Source organism: Pseudosulfitobacter sp. SM2401 (assembly GCF_042932805.1).
GTDB lineage: Bacteria > Pseudomonadota > Alphaproteobacteria > Rhodobacterales > Rhodobacteraceae > Ascidiaceihabitans.
On record NZ_CP170633.1, the window covers coordinates 2,717,914 to 2,732,454 of the forward strand.

Genomic DNA, 14,541 nt, shown 5'->3' on the forward strand with positions numbered 1-14,541 from the left:
TTAAGGACGAGACAGATGAATTTTATCATCGTGAACCCAGACGTATTTGAAATGATTGGCGTGGCGGGCTTTGCCCTCTACGTCATCAACTATTCGTTGCTAACGCTGCGCTTTATGGACGGCCATAGCCTAAGTTACTTTATTCTGAATTTGCTCGCCGCCGCCTTTGTTCTGGTCGGGCTTACGGTCAGTTTCAATTTGGCCTCAGCGATGATCCAACTGTTTTGGGTCGCGATGTCGAGCTTAGGCATTGCGCTGCGCCTCGCGCGCCCAACACCCGCCCTAGCATAACAAATCTTGATTCAGTTTCAGCCGGGATCAAAGCTTGGCTACGGTTTCACGCACGATACGTTGGCGATCTGCATTGGGTGGGTGGGTCCCAAGAAAACGGTCACCCGGGTCGGGGATACGGGCAAAAAACTTTGCACCATTCAGCGGTGAATACCCGGCGCGCGCCGAGATGATTGTACCCAACGCATCCGCTTCTAGTTCGAAATCCTTCGAGTAAACCCGCGCGCCAACTTGTGCGCCCCACTGAACTGCCGTGTCGACAGAGGCCTGACTGGCACCACCAAGTGCTGCGATGCCACCCAAAACCAACGCCGTCGCCGCAGAGTTTCGTTGCTGGCGTGCGATGTGCCCCGCGATGTGATGCGCCGCCTCATGCCCCATCACAAATGCAATTTCATCGGCGTTGCGGGCCTCGTTGATCAACGCAATGGTAAAGGCAATGATCGGGCGGCCATCCTTGTCAAAGGTTTGAAACGCATTGGCCGGTTGCGACGGATCAGGGTCAACAACGATGCGATAATCGCAATTGCTGCCGTCGGTGCGTGCACGGCATTCACGTTCTGCAACCGGTTCCACACGTTCTGTAACTTGTGCAAACGCCCGTTCAGCCTGGGCTTTGTTTTGGAATGTCGACGACGGCTTGCCGGGTGTAATCGGCGCGCTATCGATCGGCGTCGTGGGGGACGGGATTTCATCACAGGCAGCAACAAACAGCGCAGCCACCAACGCCATAGCCAATTTTGGCACCGTACTTGTAAAAATCATGGGCACTCTCTGTTACCTAGAATGACGCCGAACTTAGCATGCCCGCCAACAGCATCCACCCCAAATCCTCGTGAACGGTAAACCTGCCTGATTTGCGGCGATGGATGTTGTCATTTTAGGTCTGGATATATGACCTAACTGTGTTAGGTTTTGCCAATTCGAAAGGACACAAAATGGCGACCGGAACTCAGATCAAGACCTTTTACCAAGACGCATGGCATGATGCGGATGTGCCGATCATGAAGGCTGCGGACCACGGATCATGGCTGGGCACCACAGTGTTTGATGGCGCGCGTTATTTTGACGGGGTTGCCCCCGATCTGCGGGCCCATTGCGACCGGATCAACCGGTCTGCCGAGGCGCTGATGATCACGCCCACGATGACGACAGGCGACATCGTCGAAGCGGTTCAAGAGGGTTTGAAGTCGTATAATTCCGACACGCCTGTCTATATTCGTCCAATGTATTGGGCGCTTGAGGGGGATCCCATGGGGATCGTACCCAAAGCCGGCGCGACAGGTTTCGCAATTTCGCTCGAGGCAATTCCGATGGCAGATCAAAACGCCGCCGCCACGTTGACGCGCACCCGTTTCCGTCGCCCCGTGATGGAAGATGCCGTGGTCAACGCCAAGGCAGGCTGCTTGTATCCCAACAACGCGCGCATGTTGGTCGAGGCCCGCGACAAAGGTTTCAGCAACGCACTGGTGGCAGACGCCATGGGCAATGTCGCCGAAACGGCCACGGCGAACGTGTTCATGGTCAAGGACGGAGAAGTGTTCACGCCCATCCCAAACGGCACATTTTTGGCAGGCATCACCCGCGCCCGGCACATGAAACACATGCGTGCCGATGGCATGAAGGTGCATGAAACTGTGCTGAGTTTTCAAGACTTTCACGAGGCCGACGAGGTGTTTTTATCTGGCAACATGATGAAGGTCACGCCGATCAAAGCCTTTGATGACACGCAATACCAGATCGGTCCTGTGACCCGTCGCGTGCGTGAAATGTACTGGGACTGGGCCTTGTCCGAGGTCTAAGGCCACGCCAACTGGTCTTATAGAAATCGTCCAAAGGCATGCGCAATTGCGTTGCCAGTCCGCGTACTCTGCGTCACAATTGTGGTCGGATCTCAATTTGATCAGCCCTAAGGGAGAACAAGATGCGGAAATTTCTAGTCGTACTTGATGACAGCCATGAATGCCTGAATGCAATGCGCTTTGCCGCGCTGCGGGCGGCCCACACAGGCGGCGGCGTCGAAGTTTTGGCAGTTATCCCGCCAGATGAATTCAACCACTGGATCGGCGTCGGCAACGTCATGCGTGAAGAAGCGCGCGAACGGATCCACGCCCATTTCGAAGTGTTTGCCAAGTGGATGCGCGACAAACAGCACGTCGATCCGGAACTGGTCATTCGCGAAGGCCAGGCAGTCGATGAAATCATCCAGCAGATTGCCGACGACAGCGAAATCGGCGTGCTGGTTTTGGGCGCTGGCACCACCAACAAAGGCCCCGGACCACTGGTCACGCAACTGACCAAAAGTGCCGGCAGCTTGCCGATCCCCATCACAATTGTGCCCGGCGATCTGAGCAAAGAAAAGTTAGAGGCGATCACCTAAAGGGTGCCCCCCCCCAACAGAACCGAGATTACAGGCCATGCCCGACCCGCATTCGATCACAACTGACCGCCTTTTTCTGACGCCATTCGCCCCTGAACACGCGGATGATTTGCTTGCGATGAACTCGGATCCGGACGTCATGCGGTATTTGGGCGACATACAAACCCGCGCGGACGTTGAGACAAGCATCGAGCGCGTGCAGGCCCGCTGGGAGAAATCCGGATACAGCTGGTGGACGATATTTTTGAAAGATACCGACACCATGATCGGTTCTGCCTGCTTGCAAAATCTGGCCCATAAAGACGACGCGCCGCTGGAAATCGGCTGGCGCCTGAAGACAGCCCATCACGGCAAAGGCTACGCAACCGAGGCCGGTCAGGCCGCGATGGATTTCGGGTTCAACACCATTGGCGTCGACTATCTGTGCGCTGTGACGAACCCCGACAATCTAGCCTCGCAAAAGGTCATGCAGCGTCTTGGAATGCACTATGTTGGCATCCAAACGCACTACGACGAACCTTGTGTTTACTATGAAATGCACAAGCCAGGCTGACCCTATTTCTAAAATTCAATCGCCCAACTTAGAATCGTTCCAATACCTTGACTTGGGCCAACCGCAGGCGCATATCTGTACCTGACAGCTCAGGAGGCTTTGCCCATGTTTATCCAAACTGAATCGACACCAAATCCGGCCACGTTGAAATTCTTGCCCGGCCAAGAGGTTCTAGAGGTGGGCACAGCGGATTTCCCCAGCGCCGAAACCAGTGACGCATCGCCTTTGGCGCAGCGCATTTTTGGCGTTGATGGCGTAGCTGGCGTGTTCTTTGGCATCGACTTTGTGACCGTCACCAAGGCGGATGCGATCGAATGGGACCACATCAAACCGGCGATCCTCGGCGCGATCATGGAACATTTCCAATCCGGCCAACCGGTTATGGCGGCGGATCACAAACCAACGTCTGGCCATGCCGAACACACGGGCGAAGACGGCGCAATTGTCGGTCAGATCAAAGAATTGCTCGACAGCCGCGTGCGCCCAGCAGTGGCGCAAGACGGCGGCGACATCACGTTCCACGGATTTGATCGCGGCGTTGTTTACCTGCACATGCAAGGGGCCTGCGCGGGCTGCCCATCGTCCACTTTGACGTTGAAAATGGGTATCGAAAACCTGCTGCGCCACTACATTCCAGAGGTGACAGAGGTGCGCCCTGTTGCCGTCTAAACCGGCATTTACCAGTTTCGGTACGCATATTGCACCGCCCGTCACCGGGCGGTGTTATTGTGGAAAGACATCGATTTCGGCGACATCCCTACCGATTGTCACCACGTATTGCCATTGCACGTCTTGTCGTCGTTTAACTGGTGCTCCTGTTGCCGCGTTCAGCGCATTTGCCGTAGGGCAACTGGATATTTCGCCTGCCCCGCACCACGCCGATCCGGTCACCGCCGGTGTTGATCGTTGGTTCTGTGCCAGCTGTGGCACAGCAATGGCCGCAACGTACGACTACCTTGCGAACCACGTTTATGTTCCAATCGGCGTATTGGATCAGGCAGATGATTTTGCCCCAACGCAGCACAGCCATGCCAGCGCGGCAATCTCGTGGCTGCACATAAATGATGATCTACCACGTGCCGAAAACAGCGGACGTGATGCCTTGAACGCAAGCCATTCCGATTAGTATGAGAGCGCCAATTTACATCCTTGGGCTTGATACATCCGCCGCCCACTGCGCCGTGGCTTTGATGCGAAATGGTGTGATCATCGAACAGGTTGCCGAGGACATGAGCAAAGGCCAAGCCGAGCGCCTTATGGGTTTGGTCGATGACGTTTTGGTTCGCAACGGCGTGACCTATAGCGATCTTTCGGCAATTGGCGTTGGCGTTGGACCGGGCAATTTTACCGGCATTCGCATCGGCGTTTCCGCAGCGCGCGGTTTGGCCTTGGGGCTTGGCATACCGGCCTACGGCATCGACGGGTTTGATCAACGCGAGCGGTGCATTCCAAATGCGCCGTATCAATGCGTGCCTGCCCCGCGCGATCAAATGTATGTGCGTCGCGGTGGTGTGGCGGCGTTGCAAACGCGCGGCATGCTGGATCAAATCCCGAACGAACCCAGCCCTACCGATCTTGCGGCGAGTGTCGCGCAATTGGCCCACAGCCGCTGGCCCGATCCGGCCTCTGCCCCCGCGCCCTACTATTTACGCGCACCTGATGCAGCACCGGCGCGTGATGCGCCGCCGACGATCCTGCCATGACACCCGCCGAAATGGCCGAGATTCACGCGGCTGCTTTTACGCAATCGCGCCCGTGGGCTGCGGATGAATTTGCATCGCTCATGGAACACCCGACAACCGAAGCATTCACCCATTCGCGTGGATTCGCTTTGGTGCAAAACATTGGTGGCGAAGCAGAATTGCTGACAATCGCGGTGTCCCCCAAGGCCCAAGGCAACGGGATCGGGCGCGCCCTGATGCAGGCTTGGATGCAGGGAATCGATGCATCCATGGCGTTTTTAGAGGTCGCGCAAGACAACGCAGCTGCTATTTCCCTCTATAAATCTTGTGGATTCGCAGACGTCGGTCGCCGAAAAGCCTATTATCGACGCAAAGATGCACCCGGCGTCGATGCAATCATCATGCGATGCTGCCTCACTTAACGTCATTATGTCCAAAACCTTAAGGTTCGGCTGTCCAGCCCCAAAAAGCAGTTGACCCTGCGCGCCTGCTGCGGCCTTATTTGTATCTGATCTAAAGCTATCTGCTGGCTTAAGATGGCCAAATGGGCCGCGTGGAGCATTTTCACGGCCTCAAAAATAGACAACTGGGAGAGAAATCTTATGACCCTCATGACCAAATTCCTTGGCGCTGCCGCCGGGATCGCATTGTCGGCTGGTGCCGCATTCGCAGACCCTGCACTGATCTTTGATCTGGGTGGCAAGTTCGACAAATCCTTTAACGAAGCTGCCTTTAACGGCGCGCAACGTTGGGCCGAAGAAACCGGCGGTTCATTCCTGGAAATCGAACTGCAATCCGAAGCACAGCGCGAGCAAGCGTTGCGTCGTTTCGCCGAAGCTGGTGCCAACCCTGTCATCACAACCGGTTTCGCCTTTGCTGATCCGGTCAGCGTCGTGGCCCCTGATTACCCAGACACGAAGTTCATCAACATTGATGGCTGGATGCCCGAAGTACCGGCCAACGTTCAGTTGATCGGTTTCCAAGAGCACCAAGGATCGTATCTGGTTGGCATGATGGCCGCGATGGCGTCAAAAACCGGCACAGTCGGTTTTATCGGCGGCATGGACATCCCGTTGATCCGCCACTTTGGCTGCGGTTTTGCCCAAGGCGTTAAGGCTGTGAACCCGGACGCAAAAGTGATCGCCAACATGACCGGCACAACACCAACCGCATGGAATGACCCGGTAAAAGGCTCCGAGTTGACAAAAGCGCAAATCAGCCAAGGCGCTGACGTTGTGTATGCAGCGGCCGGCGGCACAGGCGTTGGCGTTCTGCAAACAGCAGCAGACGAAGGCATCTTGTCGATTGGTGTGGACAGCAACCAGAACCACCTGCACTCAGGCAAGGTTTTGACATCCATGCTGAAACGCGTTGACGTTGCGGTGTACGATTCAATGACCGCCGGTGCGGCGATGGAAACGGGTGGTTTCACCACGCTTGGTCTGGCCGAAGAAGGCGTTGGCTACGCGTTGGATGAACACAACGCCGCCCTCGTGTCCGCGGACATGAAAGCCGCCGTTGACGCAGCCCGCGAAAAAATCATCGCAGGCGATCTGGAAGTTGTTGCATATTACGCCAACGACAGCTGCCCAGTTCTCGACTTCTAAATAAAAAGGCCCCAAGCCATGACAGATTGTCTTCACACACTCTTCTCGGCTTGGGGCGAGCTATCGCCTGAGGCACGCGCCACCAAAACGGACGCCGCCATCGGTGACACATTTTACTACGCTGACCCAAATGCACCCGCGCCCATTCATGGCCGCGACGACTACCTTGCCTACATCCAGATGTTCGGCGATATGGCCCCCGGCGCAACGGCGCGCGTCGTTTCAATTTCAGAAAAACACGGCCACGCACGAGCAACGGTCGAATTTGTAATCAACAAAGACATGTCGCAGTTCGGTCAGTATTTTGCAGATATCAAAGACGGGAAAATCACCCGCCTGATCGGATTTGCTGGGATGGGAGAACCCACTTGAATACCACGTCTCCTGCTATCGAACTGAAAGGCATTTCCAAGGCCTTCGGTCCGGTTCAAGCCAACAAAGACATTTCAATCCGCGTTATGCCTGGCACAATCCACGGCATTATCGGCGAAAACGGGGCTGGAAAATCCACCCTGATGTCGATCCTGTACGGGTTTTACAAAGCTGACAAAGGCGAGATTTTCATCAGCGGGACCAAGACCGAAATCCCCGACAGCCAAGCCGCGATTTCCGCCGGCATCGGCATGGTGTTCCAGCACTTTAAACTGGTCGAAAACTTTACCGTTCTCGAGAATATCATTCTGGGGGCCGAAGGTGGCTGGTCACTGACGACTTCACTGGCCAAGGCGCGCAAATCGTTGATCGAACTGGCCGCTGAATACGAGCTAAACATCGACCCCGACGCCTTGATCGAAGAGATCGGCGTGGGCATGCAGCAACGGGTCGAGATCCTCAAGGCGCTGTATCGTCAGGCCGATATTTTGATCCTGGATGAACCCACCGGCGTGCTGACCCCGCCCGAAGCTGATCAATTGTTCCGCATCCTTGGTCGTCTGCGCGAAGAAGGCAAAACCATCATTTTGATCACGCACAAACTGCGCGAGATTATGGACATCACTGATACCGTCAGCGTGATGCGGCGCGGCGAAATGACCGCAACTGTGAAAACCGCTGACACCAGCCCAGAACAACTGGCCGAGCTGATGGTCGGGCGCAAAGTGTTGCTGCGCGTTGATAAAGCGCCCGCCAAGCCGGGCAAAGTTGTGTTGGATATCCAGAACCTACGCGTTGTTGACGAACAAGGCGTCGAGCGCCTCAAAGGGATCGACCTACAAGTACGCGCCGGCGAAGTCGTGGGCATCGCCGGTGTTGCGGGCAACGGACAATCCGAATTGCTTGAGGTGCTTGGTGGCTACGCAGACGGCAAAGGCACCGTGCTGCTGAACGGCGAACCAATTGATCTAACAGGAAAAAATTCAGACGGACAATCGCGTCGTGCCCGTGGTATTGCCCACGTCCCCGAGGATCGGCAACGCGAAGGCCTGATTATGGACTTTATGGCGTGGGAAAACACGGCCTTTGGCTATCATCACGACGACGCCTACCGCGCTGGCATCTTGATGGACAATGCCGCGATCCGCCAAGACACCGAAGAAAAAATGGAGCGTTTTGATGTGCGCCCGCCCGATCCACGCTTGTCGGCCAAGAATTTTTCGGGCGGCAACCAGCAAAAAATTGTGCTCGCGCGCGAAATCGAACGCAACCCCGACCTGCTGCTGATCGGTCAACCGACGCGCGGCGTTGACATTGGGGCCATCGAATTCATCCACCAACAAATCGTGGCGTTACGCGATCAAGGCAAGGCGATTTTGCTGGTCAGCGTCGAGCTAGAGGAAATTCTAGCGCTATCAGATCGGGTCGCGGTCATGTTTGACGGTCACATCATGGGCGAACGCATGCCGAACGATACAGACGAAAAAGAATTGGGCCTGCTGATGGCCGGGGTGGGGTCGTAAAATGGACGTGATGCCAAAATGGGCCGAGGTGATCCTCGTGCCGCTGATTTCGTTGTTGTTGGCCGCTATTTTGTCAGCTTTGATCATTCTCGCGATCGGAGAAGACCCGATTGCCGCCGCCAAACTGATGTTTGAAGGGGCTGTCGGCTCTGTGCGCGGCTGGGGCTACACCCTGTATTATGCCACGAATTTCATGTTCACGGGGCTGGCCGTATCTGTCGCGTTCCACGCACGCATGTTCAACATTGGCGGCGAAGGACAGGCTGTCTTGGGCGGTTTGGGGGTCGCACTTGTTTGCCTCTACGTCCCTTGGCCGCATTGGTCGATTGCCTTGGTCGCAGCCACTGCAATGGCCGCAGCGTTCGGCGCATTCTGGGCCGCAATCCCTGCATATTTGCAAGCCAAACGCGGCAGCCACATCGTGATCACGACGATCATGTTCAACTACATTGCTGCTGCAGTTTTGATTTATTTGCTCAATGAGTTTCTGAAACCTGCGGGGGCCGCTGACCCGTCTTCAGCGAGATTTGCAGCGCATCTGGACCTGCCAACGCTCAACAGCATGCTGAACGGCATGGGCATCAAGGCGTCCAAAGACGACTCTGTAAACGTCACGTTTCTGATCGCCATTGCGTCTTGCGTTGCCGTCTGGGTGTTGATGTGGAAAACCCGTTTGGGCTATGAAATTCGCGCCTTTGGGCATTCGGAATCGGCCGCCCGTTACGCCGGCATCAACCCCACAAAAATCGTCATGGTATCGATGATCATTTCCGGCGCACTGGCTGGAATGATGGGCATCAACGTGGTGATGGGCGAGGCCGAGCGATTGGTGCTTAACTCTGTCGAGGGGGCCGGATTCATCGGAATTGCCGTCGCCCTGATGGGGCGCAACCATCCGTTTGGCGTGTTCTTGGCAGCGATCCTGTTCGGATTTCTGTACCAAGGCGGGGCCGAGCTGGATTTCTGGACCTCGATTCCGCGCGAATTGATCGTAGTAATCCAAGCCCTCGTGATCCTGTTCACAGGCGCGCTTGACCACATGGTTCGCATGCCGCTGGAACGCGTATTCCTGGCCTTCCGCAAGGGAGACGTCTGATGGATTACATGACGCTTCTTCAGGTGCTCGACACCACAGTCCGCCTTGCGATCCCGCTGCTGTTGGCCTGTTTGGCTGGTCTGTTTTCCGAACGCGCAGGCATTTTCGACATCGGGCTTGAGGGTAAAATGCTGGCGGCTGCGTTCCTGTCTGCTGCCGTCGCGGCCACGTCAGGGTCTGTCTGGGTCGGGTTGTTGGCAGGCATCGGGGCTTCTGTCGCTCTCAGCTTGATCCACGGGTTGGCATCGATCACATTCCGCGGCAACCAATTGATTTCGGGCGTCGCCATCAACTTTTTGGCAGCTGGCATGACAGTGCTGATCGCGCAAAGCTGGTTCCAACAAGGCGGACGCACACCGTCGCTAACCGGTGCAGCACGATTTAACCCGCTGACCCTGCCGTTTGCAGACAGTATTTCGGACGTGCCCGTCATCGGGCCGGCCTATTCCGAATTAATCTCGGGCCACGCGCTGGTCGTCTACATCGCCTTTGCCATCGTGCCGTTGTCGTGGTGGGTGTTGTATCGCACACGGTTTGGCCTGCGCCTGCGCGCCGTTGGGGAAAATCCCGCAGCTGTCGACACTGCTGGGATTTCGGTCGTCGGATTGCGGTATGCGGCCGTGATCATCTGCGGTGTTTTGTGCGGGATTGCGGGGGCGTATCTGTCGACTGCCCTGCAGGCCGGTTTCATCAAAGATATGTCTGCGGGCCGTGGATTTATCGCGCTTGCCGCGTTGATCTTTGCCAAATGGCGCCCGTGGCATGCGATGTATGCCTGCCTGCTGTTCGGCCTGTTCCAAGCGCTCGAGCTGCGCCCCGACATTATCGAACGGTTGATCGGCATCAGGGTCCAAAGCCAATTGCTCAGCGCGCTGCCCTACATCATGACGGTTGTGATTCTTGCAGGGTTGGGCGGCAAAGCCATTCCGCCACGCGCGGGTGGCGAGCCCTATGTCAAAGAGCGTTAATGGAAGTTTAGCACGCCGATAAGTCCAGATTCCCGTAACCTATCACACCATTTTGCGGCATCGCGGCGAGACATCTTGATTTACGCCCTGCCTTGGGGTTAGGGGTTCTCATGCAAATTTACCTTCCCATCGCCGAAGTATCGGTTAACGCGTTCCTCCTGCTCGGGTTGGGCGGCATCGTTGGAATTTTGTCAGGCATGTTTGGTGTCGGTGGCGGTTTCTTGATGACGCCCCTGTTGTTCTTTATCGGCATCCCGCCGGCCGTGGCCGTTGCAACCGAAGCCAACCAAATTGTGGCATCATCGTTTTCCGGCGTTCTTGCGCATTTCAAGCGAAAGACCGTGGACCTTAAAATGGGGACCGTGCTGCTGATTGGCGGCCTGGTTGGCGCGGCATTGGGCGTTGTGGTGTTCAACTATCTCAAGGCGCAGGGTCAGGTCGATCTGCTGGTTAAACTTTGCTACGTGCTGTTCCTTGGCGTCATCGGCGGGCTGATGTTTTTCGAAAGCCTGAATGCGATCCGCAAGACGGCAAAAGGCAAACCTGCAACGCGCAAGAAACACAACTGGATCCACGGTCTGCCGTTCAAAATGCGGTTCCGGGTGTCAGGTCTGTATATCTCCGTCATTCCACCGCTGATCGTTGGTCTTTGCGTCGGTATTCTGGCGGCGATCATGGGTGTTGGCGGCGGATTCATCATGGTGCCTGCGATGATTTATCTGCTGGGCATGCCAACCAAAGTGGTCGTTGGTACGTCGCTGTTCCAGATCATTTTTGTGACCGCATTCACCACGATGCTGCACGCGACGACCAACTTTACCGTTGATATCGTTCTGGCGGTTTTGCTGCTGGTCGGCGGCGTGATCGGTGCCCAGATCGGCACGCGCATCGGGGTCAAGATGAAGGCCGAACAACTGCGCATCTGGCTTGCGGTTATGGTGCTTGCAGTTTGCTTTAAACTGGCGCTTGATCTGCTGCTGCAGCCTACCGAATTATATTCCATCGGCGTGGGGGGGCATTGATATGACGCTTTCCAACACACTGCGCTGGCTGGTTGCCGCCTTGTTCATCGCGATGCCCGTGACTGCAGAAGAGGTCGTATTGGGCCTCAGCAAAAACGAAGTTGCGATCACTACGTCGTTCAACGGTTCTGAAATTCTGATCTTTGGTGCGGTGAAACGTGAAAAACCGATCCCTGATGGTGAACCGCTTGCGGTGATCATCACGATCGCTGGCCCATCGGAAACCGTTACCGTTCGGCGCAAAGAGAAGAAATTGGGCATCTGGGTCAACACCGATTCCGTAGACGTTGACGCGGCACCCAGCTTTTACGCCGTGGCCACCAGCGGTCTGCTGCGCGACGCCCTGAATGATGTCGAAGATTTACGTTACAAAATATCTGTCCCCCGCGCCATTCGCTCGGTCGGGGCACCGATGAACGTGCTCGACGCTGCCAGCTTTACCGAAGCCGTCATTCGCATCCGCGGTGCATCCGATTTGTACCAACTGCTCGAAGACAGTGTGACGGTCGACGATCAAACCTTGTTTCAGACTTCGGTGCGCATGCCCGCAGCCCTGACCGAAGGGGCCTATGCCACCCGTATTTTCCTAACGCGCGGCGGCAAAGTTGTGTCGAGCTACGAGACCGCAATTGATGTGCGCAAAGTCGGGTTGGAGCGTTGGCTGTACACGCTGTCACGGGAAAACGCGTTCCTTTACGGCCTGATGTCCTTGGCCATCGCAATCGCTGCGGGTTGGGGCGCGTCCGCCGTCTTCCGCTTGTTCCGCGCCTAAACCAACGAGGTCAACCGCGACCGACGAACGGCATCTTGGTGGCCATCACGGTCATGCTTTGCACATTTGCGCCAAGCGGTAGGTCGGCCATGTGCATCACCGCATCTGCGGCGTGGCGCACATCCATCGTTTCCGTGTTTGGCTGGCTCGCCTTGAGTGACGCAACCATATCGGTTTCGGCATTGCCAATATCCAGCTGACAACACGCAATATCGAATGCGCGCCCATCCAACGACAAGGTCTTGGTCAGGCCAGAAACCGCGTGTTTTGTCGTCGTGTAGCACACCGAATTCGGGCGTGGCACATGCGCAGACAGTGAGCCGTTGTTGATGATGCGCCCGCCTTGTGGATCTTGGTGGCGCATCTGTGCAAACGCCAGTTGCGCTGCGATAAACATGCCGCCCACATTAACGTTCAAAACCTGCGCCCACGCATCCAGCGGAATTTCGTCGATTGTCGTCATCGGCCCGAACATGCCGGCATTGTTGAACAACACGTCCAAATGCCCGGTTTCTACAACAAAGGCGTCAAATGCGGCCTTCATTGCAGTTGCATCAGTCACGTCCGTCGGCAAGGCAACTGCTGTGTCGTACTGAGACGCGATGTCTTCGAGCAGTTCGGCGCGGCGCGCAATCAGCCCAACACGCCAACCTTTGTCCAAGAACGTCTCGGCTGTGGCGCGCCCGATGCCCGAACTTGCACCTGTGATGATGATCGATTTCATATGAATTCCTCCGGATCAGGTTCTGCCAATGTCAAAGGTGCCGGGGCAATGCTGCGCAAATCATCGACGCGCAGCCCTTCCGTGGGCTTGGACAGACGGTTGCGCACGACCCAAATCAGGCGCTCTTGCGCGCGGGTGATCGCGACGTAAGCCAGGCGTTTCCATAGTGGTTGCCCCGCCTCCATCCGGCCCATGCGCGCGGCGACAAACAGATCGGGGGCGAACACCTGGACCGTGTCCCACTGACTGCCCTGCGCCTTGTGAATGGTCACCGCAGCGCCGTGTAGAAATGTGGCCCCCATGCGGGCAGCAAAGGGGATAAACGGTTCTTCTTCATCAGGTTTTTCGATTTTCACGATGGACGCAGCGCTGATTTGCGGGTCTTGGGCCCCCATCACGTGCAGCCGCGAAAATCCGGGTTTGCGCCCCTGGCCTAGGAAAATCACCTGCGCGCCTTTGATCAAACCGCGTGCTTCTAGATCGAGCCGCTTTTTGCGGTGTTTCATCGGCAATTCGATACCGTCACAAATCAGCGGTTCGCCTTCGAGCAACGCATCTTCGGGTGCACCGTGCACTGCGCGAAACGCATTGATCAGGCGAATGCGGGTGGCGTTGCGCCACACCAGAACCGGACTGCGGGCCATCAGATCGACTTCGACGCGCTGGCCCCAAACGACGCGCTCGTCCTTTTTCGAAAAGTCCTCAACCATCTTTTCGAAATCGCTAAATTCGAGGCTCGGATCAGCAAGCGCATGCGCCAGATCCAGAATTGGATTGTCTGCCGTCTGACGATGCACGCGTTCAAGGTTCAGCACGCGCGGCGCAGGCAGTTTTTCAAAAACCATGGCACCTGATTGTTTGACCGGTGCCAACTGGGCCGGATCACCAAACAGTAGCAACGTTGGGAAAATCTCTTTTAAATCCTCGAATTGCTTGTCGTCCAGCATCGAACTTTCGTCGACAAACCCGATGTCCAGCGGCTCTTCGCGCCGCTTCCAACCGGTGATGAAATCAGAGCCACGCAACCCTGCCGCCGCCAGCGCACCCGGAATAGATTTGTTGCCCGCATAGAATGTCGCGGCGCGGTCCAGCGAGATGTCTGTGATGCCTTCGATCTCGGGGCGCTCGCCCCGCCCCTCAAGCCATTCCGCAATGCGTTCGTATTCGGGGTCGTACATCGGCGTGTACAAAATGCGGTGGATCGTGGTGGCAGGCACGCCGCGTAATCGCAAAACCGACGCCGCTTTGTTGGTTGGCGCAAGGATTGCCAAGGTCCGTTTGTTCACGCGCTTTTTGGATTCGTAGTCGCCCGAAACGATATCGACGCCTGCGGTCTCAAGTGCCTTGTACAATTCTGCCAACAAGAGCGTTTTGCCCGACCCCGCCTTGCCGGTCACCGCCATCACAGAATGCGCGGAGCTGACCGGCGGTAACAGCAGATGATCGTCCAAATTGACCCCCGCCGAACGCAGCATTTCTGTAACGCTGTCAAAGGCGCTGGCTTGGTCATCCGAAAGGGTCAATGTGGGGATATTCATGACCCGACACTAT

General features: G+C 56.4%; 18 protein-coding genes. 15 read left to right on the plus strand and 3 right to left on the minus strand.

Annotated elements, in window-relative coordinates; translation table 11 throughout:
• Positions 1-15: 15 nt before the first annotated feature.
• The gene (locus ACFIO0_RS13500; protein WP_390910919.1) at positions 16-291 is read left to right on the plus strand and encodes a hypothetical protein; all 276 of its coding nucleotides are present in this window, start codon (positions 16-18) and stop codon (positions 289-291) included.
• A gap of 27 nt (positions 292-318) precedes the next feature.
• On the opposite strand, the gene ACFIO0_RS13505 is transcribed toward ACFIO0_RS13500, so the two are convergent.
• On the minus strand, positions 319-1,056 hold the full coding sequence (locus ACFIO0_RS13505; protein ID WP_390910920.1) for a M48 family metalloprotease: 738 nt from the start codon (positions 1,054-1,056) through the stop codon (positions 319-321).
• A 173-nt stretch (positions 1,057-1,229) separates the two neighbouring features.
• Here ACFIO0_RS13505 and ACFIO0_RS13510 point away from each other — a divergent pair, with 173 nt between their 5' ends.
• The 14 genes from ACFIO0_RS13510 to ACFIO0_RS13575 all read left to right on the plus strand — a co-directional run bounded on the left by ACFIO0_RS13510 (position 1,230) and on the right by ACFIO0_RS13575 (position 12,266).
• Positions 1,230-2,093, plus strand: coding sequence for a branched-chain amino acid aminotransferase (locus ACFIO0_RS13510; protein ID WP_390910921.1), 864 nt, complete (start codon positions 1,230-1,232; stop codon positions 2,091-2,093).
• Between the two features lie 122 nt (positions 2,094-2,215).
• Positions 2,216-2,671, plus strand: a complete 456-nt coding sequence (locus ACFIO0_RS13515; RefSeq protein ID WP_390910922.1) for a universal stress protein — start codon at positions 2,216-2,218, stop codon at positions 2,669-2,671.
• Between the two features lie 37 nt (positions 2,672-2,708).
• Positions 2,709-3,224: a GNAT family N-acetyltransferase gene (locus tag ACFIO0_RS13520; RefSeq protein ID WP_390910923.1), complete on the plus strand. Its 516-nt coding sequence runs from the start codon at positions 2,709-2,711 to the stop codon at positions 3,222-3,224.
• 105 nt (positions 3,225-3,329) lie between these two features.
• Positions 3,330-3,893, plus strand: coding sequence for a NifU N-terminal domain-containing protein (locus ACFIO0_RS13525; RefSeq protein ID WP_390910924.1), 564 nt, complete (start codon positions 3,330-3,332; stop codon positions 3,891-3,893).
• Entirely contained in the window at positions 3,883-4,350 is a 468-nt protein-coding gene (locus tag ACFIO0_RS13530) for a GFA family protein (protein WP_390910925.1), read from the plus strand. Before ACFIO0_RS13525 ends, ACFIO0_RS13530 begins: the two co-directional genes overlap by 11 nt.
• Before the next feature lies 1 nt (position 4,351).
• Positions 4,352-4,927, plus strand: coding sequence for a tRNA (adenosine(37)-N6)-threonylcarbamoyltransferase complex dimerization subunit type 1 TsaB (gene tsaB, locus ACFIO0_RS13535; RefSeq protein ID WP_390910926.1), 576 nt, complete (start codon positions 4,352-4,354; stop codon positions 4,925-4,927).
• Complete coding sequence (gene rimI, locus ACFIO0_RS13540) at positions 4,924-5,328, plus strand: ribosomal protein S18-alanine N-acetyltransferase (RefSeq protein WP_390910927.1); 405 nt, start codon at positions 4,924-4,926, stop codon at positions 5,326-5,328. Before tsaB ends, rimI begins: the two co-directional genes overlap by 4 nt.
• Before the next feature lie 180 nt (positions 5,329-5,508).
• A complete protein-coding gene (locus ACFIO0_RS13545) occupies positions 5,509-6,513 on the plus strand; it encodes a BMP family ABC transporter substrate-binding protein (RefSeq protein ID WP_390910928.1) in 1,005 nt (334 codons plus the stop codon).
• 18 nt (positions 6,514-6,531) lie between these two features.
• Positions 6,532-6,885, plus strand: coding sequence for a nuclear transport factor 2 family protein (locus tag ACFIO0_RS13550; protein ID WP_390910929.1), 354 nt, complete (start codon positions 6,532-6,534; stop codon positions 6,883-6,885).
• Positions 6,882-8,408, plus strand: coding sequence for an ATP-binding cassette domain-containing protein (locus ACFIO0_RS13555; RefSeq protein WP_390910930.1), 1,527 nt, complete (start codon positions 6,882-6,884; stop codon positions 8,406-8,408). The genes ACFIO0_RS13550 and ACFIO0_RS13555 overlap by 4 nt, the downstream gene beginning before the upstream one ends.
• A 1-nt stretch (position 8,409) precedes the next feature.
• The gene (locus tag ACFIO0_RS13560; RefSeq protein ID WP_390910931.1) at positions 8,410-9,504 is read left to right on the plus strand and encodes an ABC transporter permease; all 1,095 of its coding nucleotides are present in this window, start codon (positions 8,410-8,412) and stop codon (positions 9,502-9,504) included.
• On the plus strand, positions 9,504-10,472 hold the full coding sequence (locus ACFIO0_RS13565) for an ABC transporter permease (RefSeq protein WP_390910932.1): 969 nt from the start codon (positions 9,504-9,506) through the stop codon (positions 10,470-10,472). The genes ACFIO0_RS13560 and ACFIO0_RS13565 overlap by 1 nt, the downstream gene beginning before the upstream one ends.
• Positions 10,473-10,582: 110 nt before the next feature.
• The gene (locus tag ACFIO0_RS13570; protein WP_390910933.1) at positions 10,583-11,494 is read left to right on the plus strand and encodes a TSUP family transporter; all 912 of its coding nucleotides are present in this window, start codon (positions 10,583-10,585) and stop codon (positions 11,492-11,494) included.
• A 1-nt stretch (position 11,495) separates the two neighbouring features.
• On the plus strand, positions 11,496-12,266 hold the full coding sequence (locus ACFIO0_RS13575; protein WP_390910934.1) for a TIGR02186 family protein: 771 nt from the start codon (positions 11,496-11,498) through the stop codon (positions 12,264-12,266).
• A gap of 10 nt (positions 12,267-12,276) precedes the next feature.
• Here the strand turns inward: ACFIO0_RS13575 and ACFIO0_RS13580 are convergent, their stop codons facing one another.
• Entirely contained in the window at positions 12,277-12,990 is a 714-nt protein-coding gene (locus ACFIO0_RS13580) for an SDR family NAD(P)-dependent oxidoreductase (RefSeq protein ID WP_390910935.1), read from the minus strand.
• The gene (locus ACFIO0_RS13585; protein ID WP_390910936.1) at positions 12,987-14,528 is read right to left on the minus strand and encodes an AAA family ATPase; all 1,542 of its coding nucleotides are present in this window, start codon (positions 14,526-14,528) and stop codon (positions 12,987-12,989) included. The genes ACFIO0_RS13580 and ACFIO0_RS13585 overlap by 4 nt, the downstream gene beginning before the upstream one ends.
• Positions 14,529-14,541 lie beyond the last annotated feature (13 nt).

Excerpts from the sequence above, each read along its gene's own strand:
- ACFIO0_RS13500 (WP_390910919.1), top strand. The coding sequence starts at position 16 with ATGAATTTTATCATCGTGAACCCAGACGTATTTGAAATGATTGGCGTG.
- ACFIO0_RS13505 (WP_390910920.1), bottom strand. The coding sequence starts at position 1,056 with ATGATTTTTACAAGTACGGTGCCAAAATTGGCTATGGCGTTGGTGGCT.
- ACFIO0_RS13510 (WP_390910921.1), top strand. The coding sequence starts at position 1,230 with ATGGCGACCGGAACTCAGATCAAGACCTTTTACCAAGACGCATGGCAT.
- ACFIO0_RS13515 (WP_390910922.1), top strand. The coding sequence starts at position 2,216 with ATGCGGAAATTTCTAGTCGTACTTGATGACAGCCATGAATGCCTGAAT.
- ACFIO0_RS13520 (WP_390910923.1), top strand. The coding sequence starts at position 2,709 with ATGCCCGACCCGCATTCGATCACAACTGACCGCCTTTTTCTGACGCCA.
- ACFIO0_RS13525 (WP_390910924.1), top strand. The coding sequence starts at position 3,330 with ATGTTTATCCAAACTGAATCGACACCAAATCCGGCCACGTTGAAATTC.
- tsaB (WP_390910926.1), top strand. The coding sequence starts at position 4,352 with ATGAGAGCGCCAATTTACATCCTTGGGCTTGATACATCCGCCGCCCAC.
- rimI (WP_390910927.1), top strand. The coding sequence starts at position 4,924 with ATGACACCCGCCGAAATGGCCGAGATTCACGCGGCTGCTTTTACGCAA.
- ACFIO0_RS13545 (WP_390910928.1), top strand. The coding sequence starts at position 5,509 with ATGACCCTCATGACCAAATTCCTTGGCGCTGCCGCCGGGATCGCATTG.
- ACFIO0_RS13550 (WP_390910929.1), top strand. The coding sequence starts at position 6,532 with ATGACAGATTGTCTTCACACACTCTTCTCGGCTTGGGGCGAGCTATCG.
- ACFIO0_RS13560 (WP_390910931.1), top strand. The coding sequence starts at position 8,410 with ATGGACGTGATGCCAAAATGGGCCGAGGTGATCCTCGTGCCGCTGATT.
- ACFIO0_RS13565 (WP_390910932.1), top strand. The coding sequence starts at position 9,504 with ATGGATTACATGACGCTTCTTCAGGTGCTCGACACCACAGTCCGCCTT.
- ACFIO0_RS13570 (WP_390910933.1), top strand. The coding sequence starts at position 10,583 with ATGCAAATTTACCTTCCCATCGCCGAAGTATCGGTTAACGCGTTCCTC.
- ACFIO0_RS13575 (WP_390910934.1), top strand. The coding sequence starts at position 11,496 with ATGACGCTTTCCAACACACTGCGCTGGCTGGTTGCCGCCTTGTTCATC.
- ACFIO0_RS13580 (WP_390910935.1), bottom strand. The coding sequence starts at position 12,990 with ATGAAATCGATCATCATCACAGGTGCAAGTTCGGGCATCGGGCGCGCC.
- ACFIO0_RS13585 (WP_390910936.1), bottom strand. The coding sequence starts at position 14,528 with ATGAATATCCCCACATTGACCCTTTCGGATGACCAAGCCAGCGCCTTT.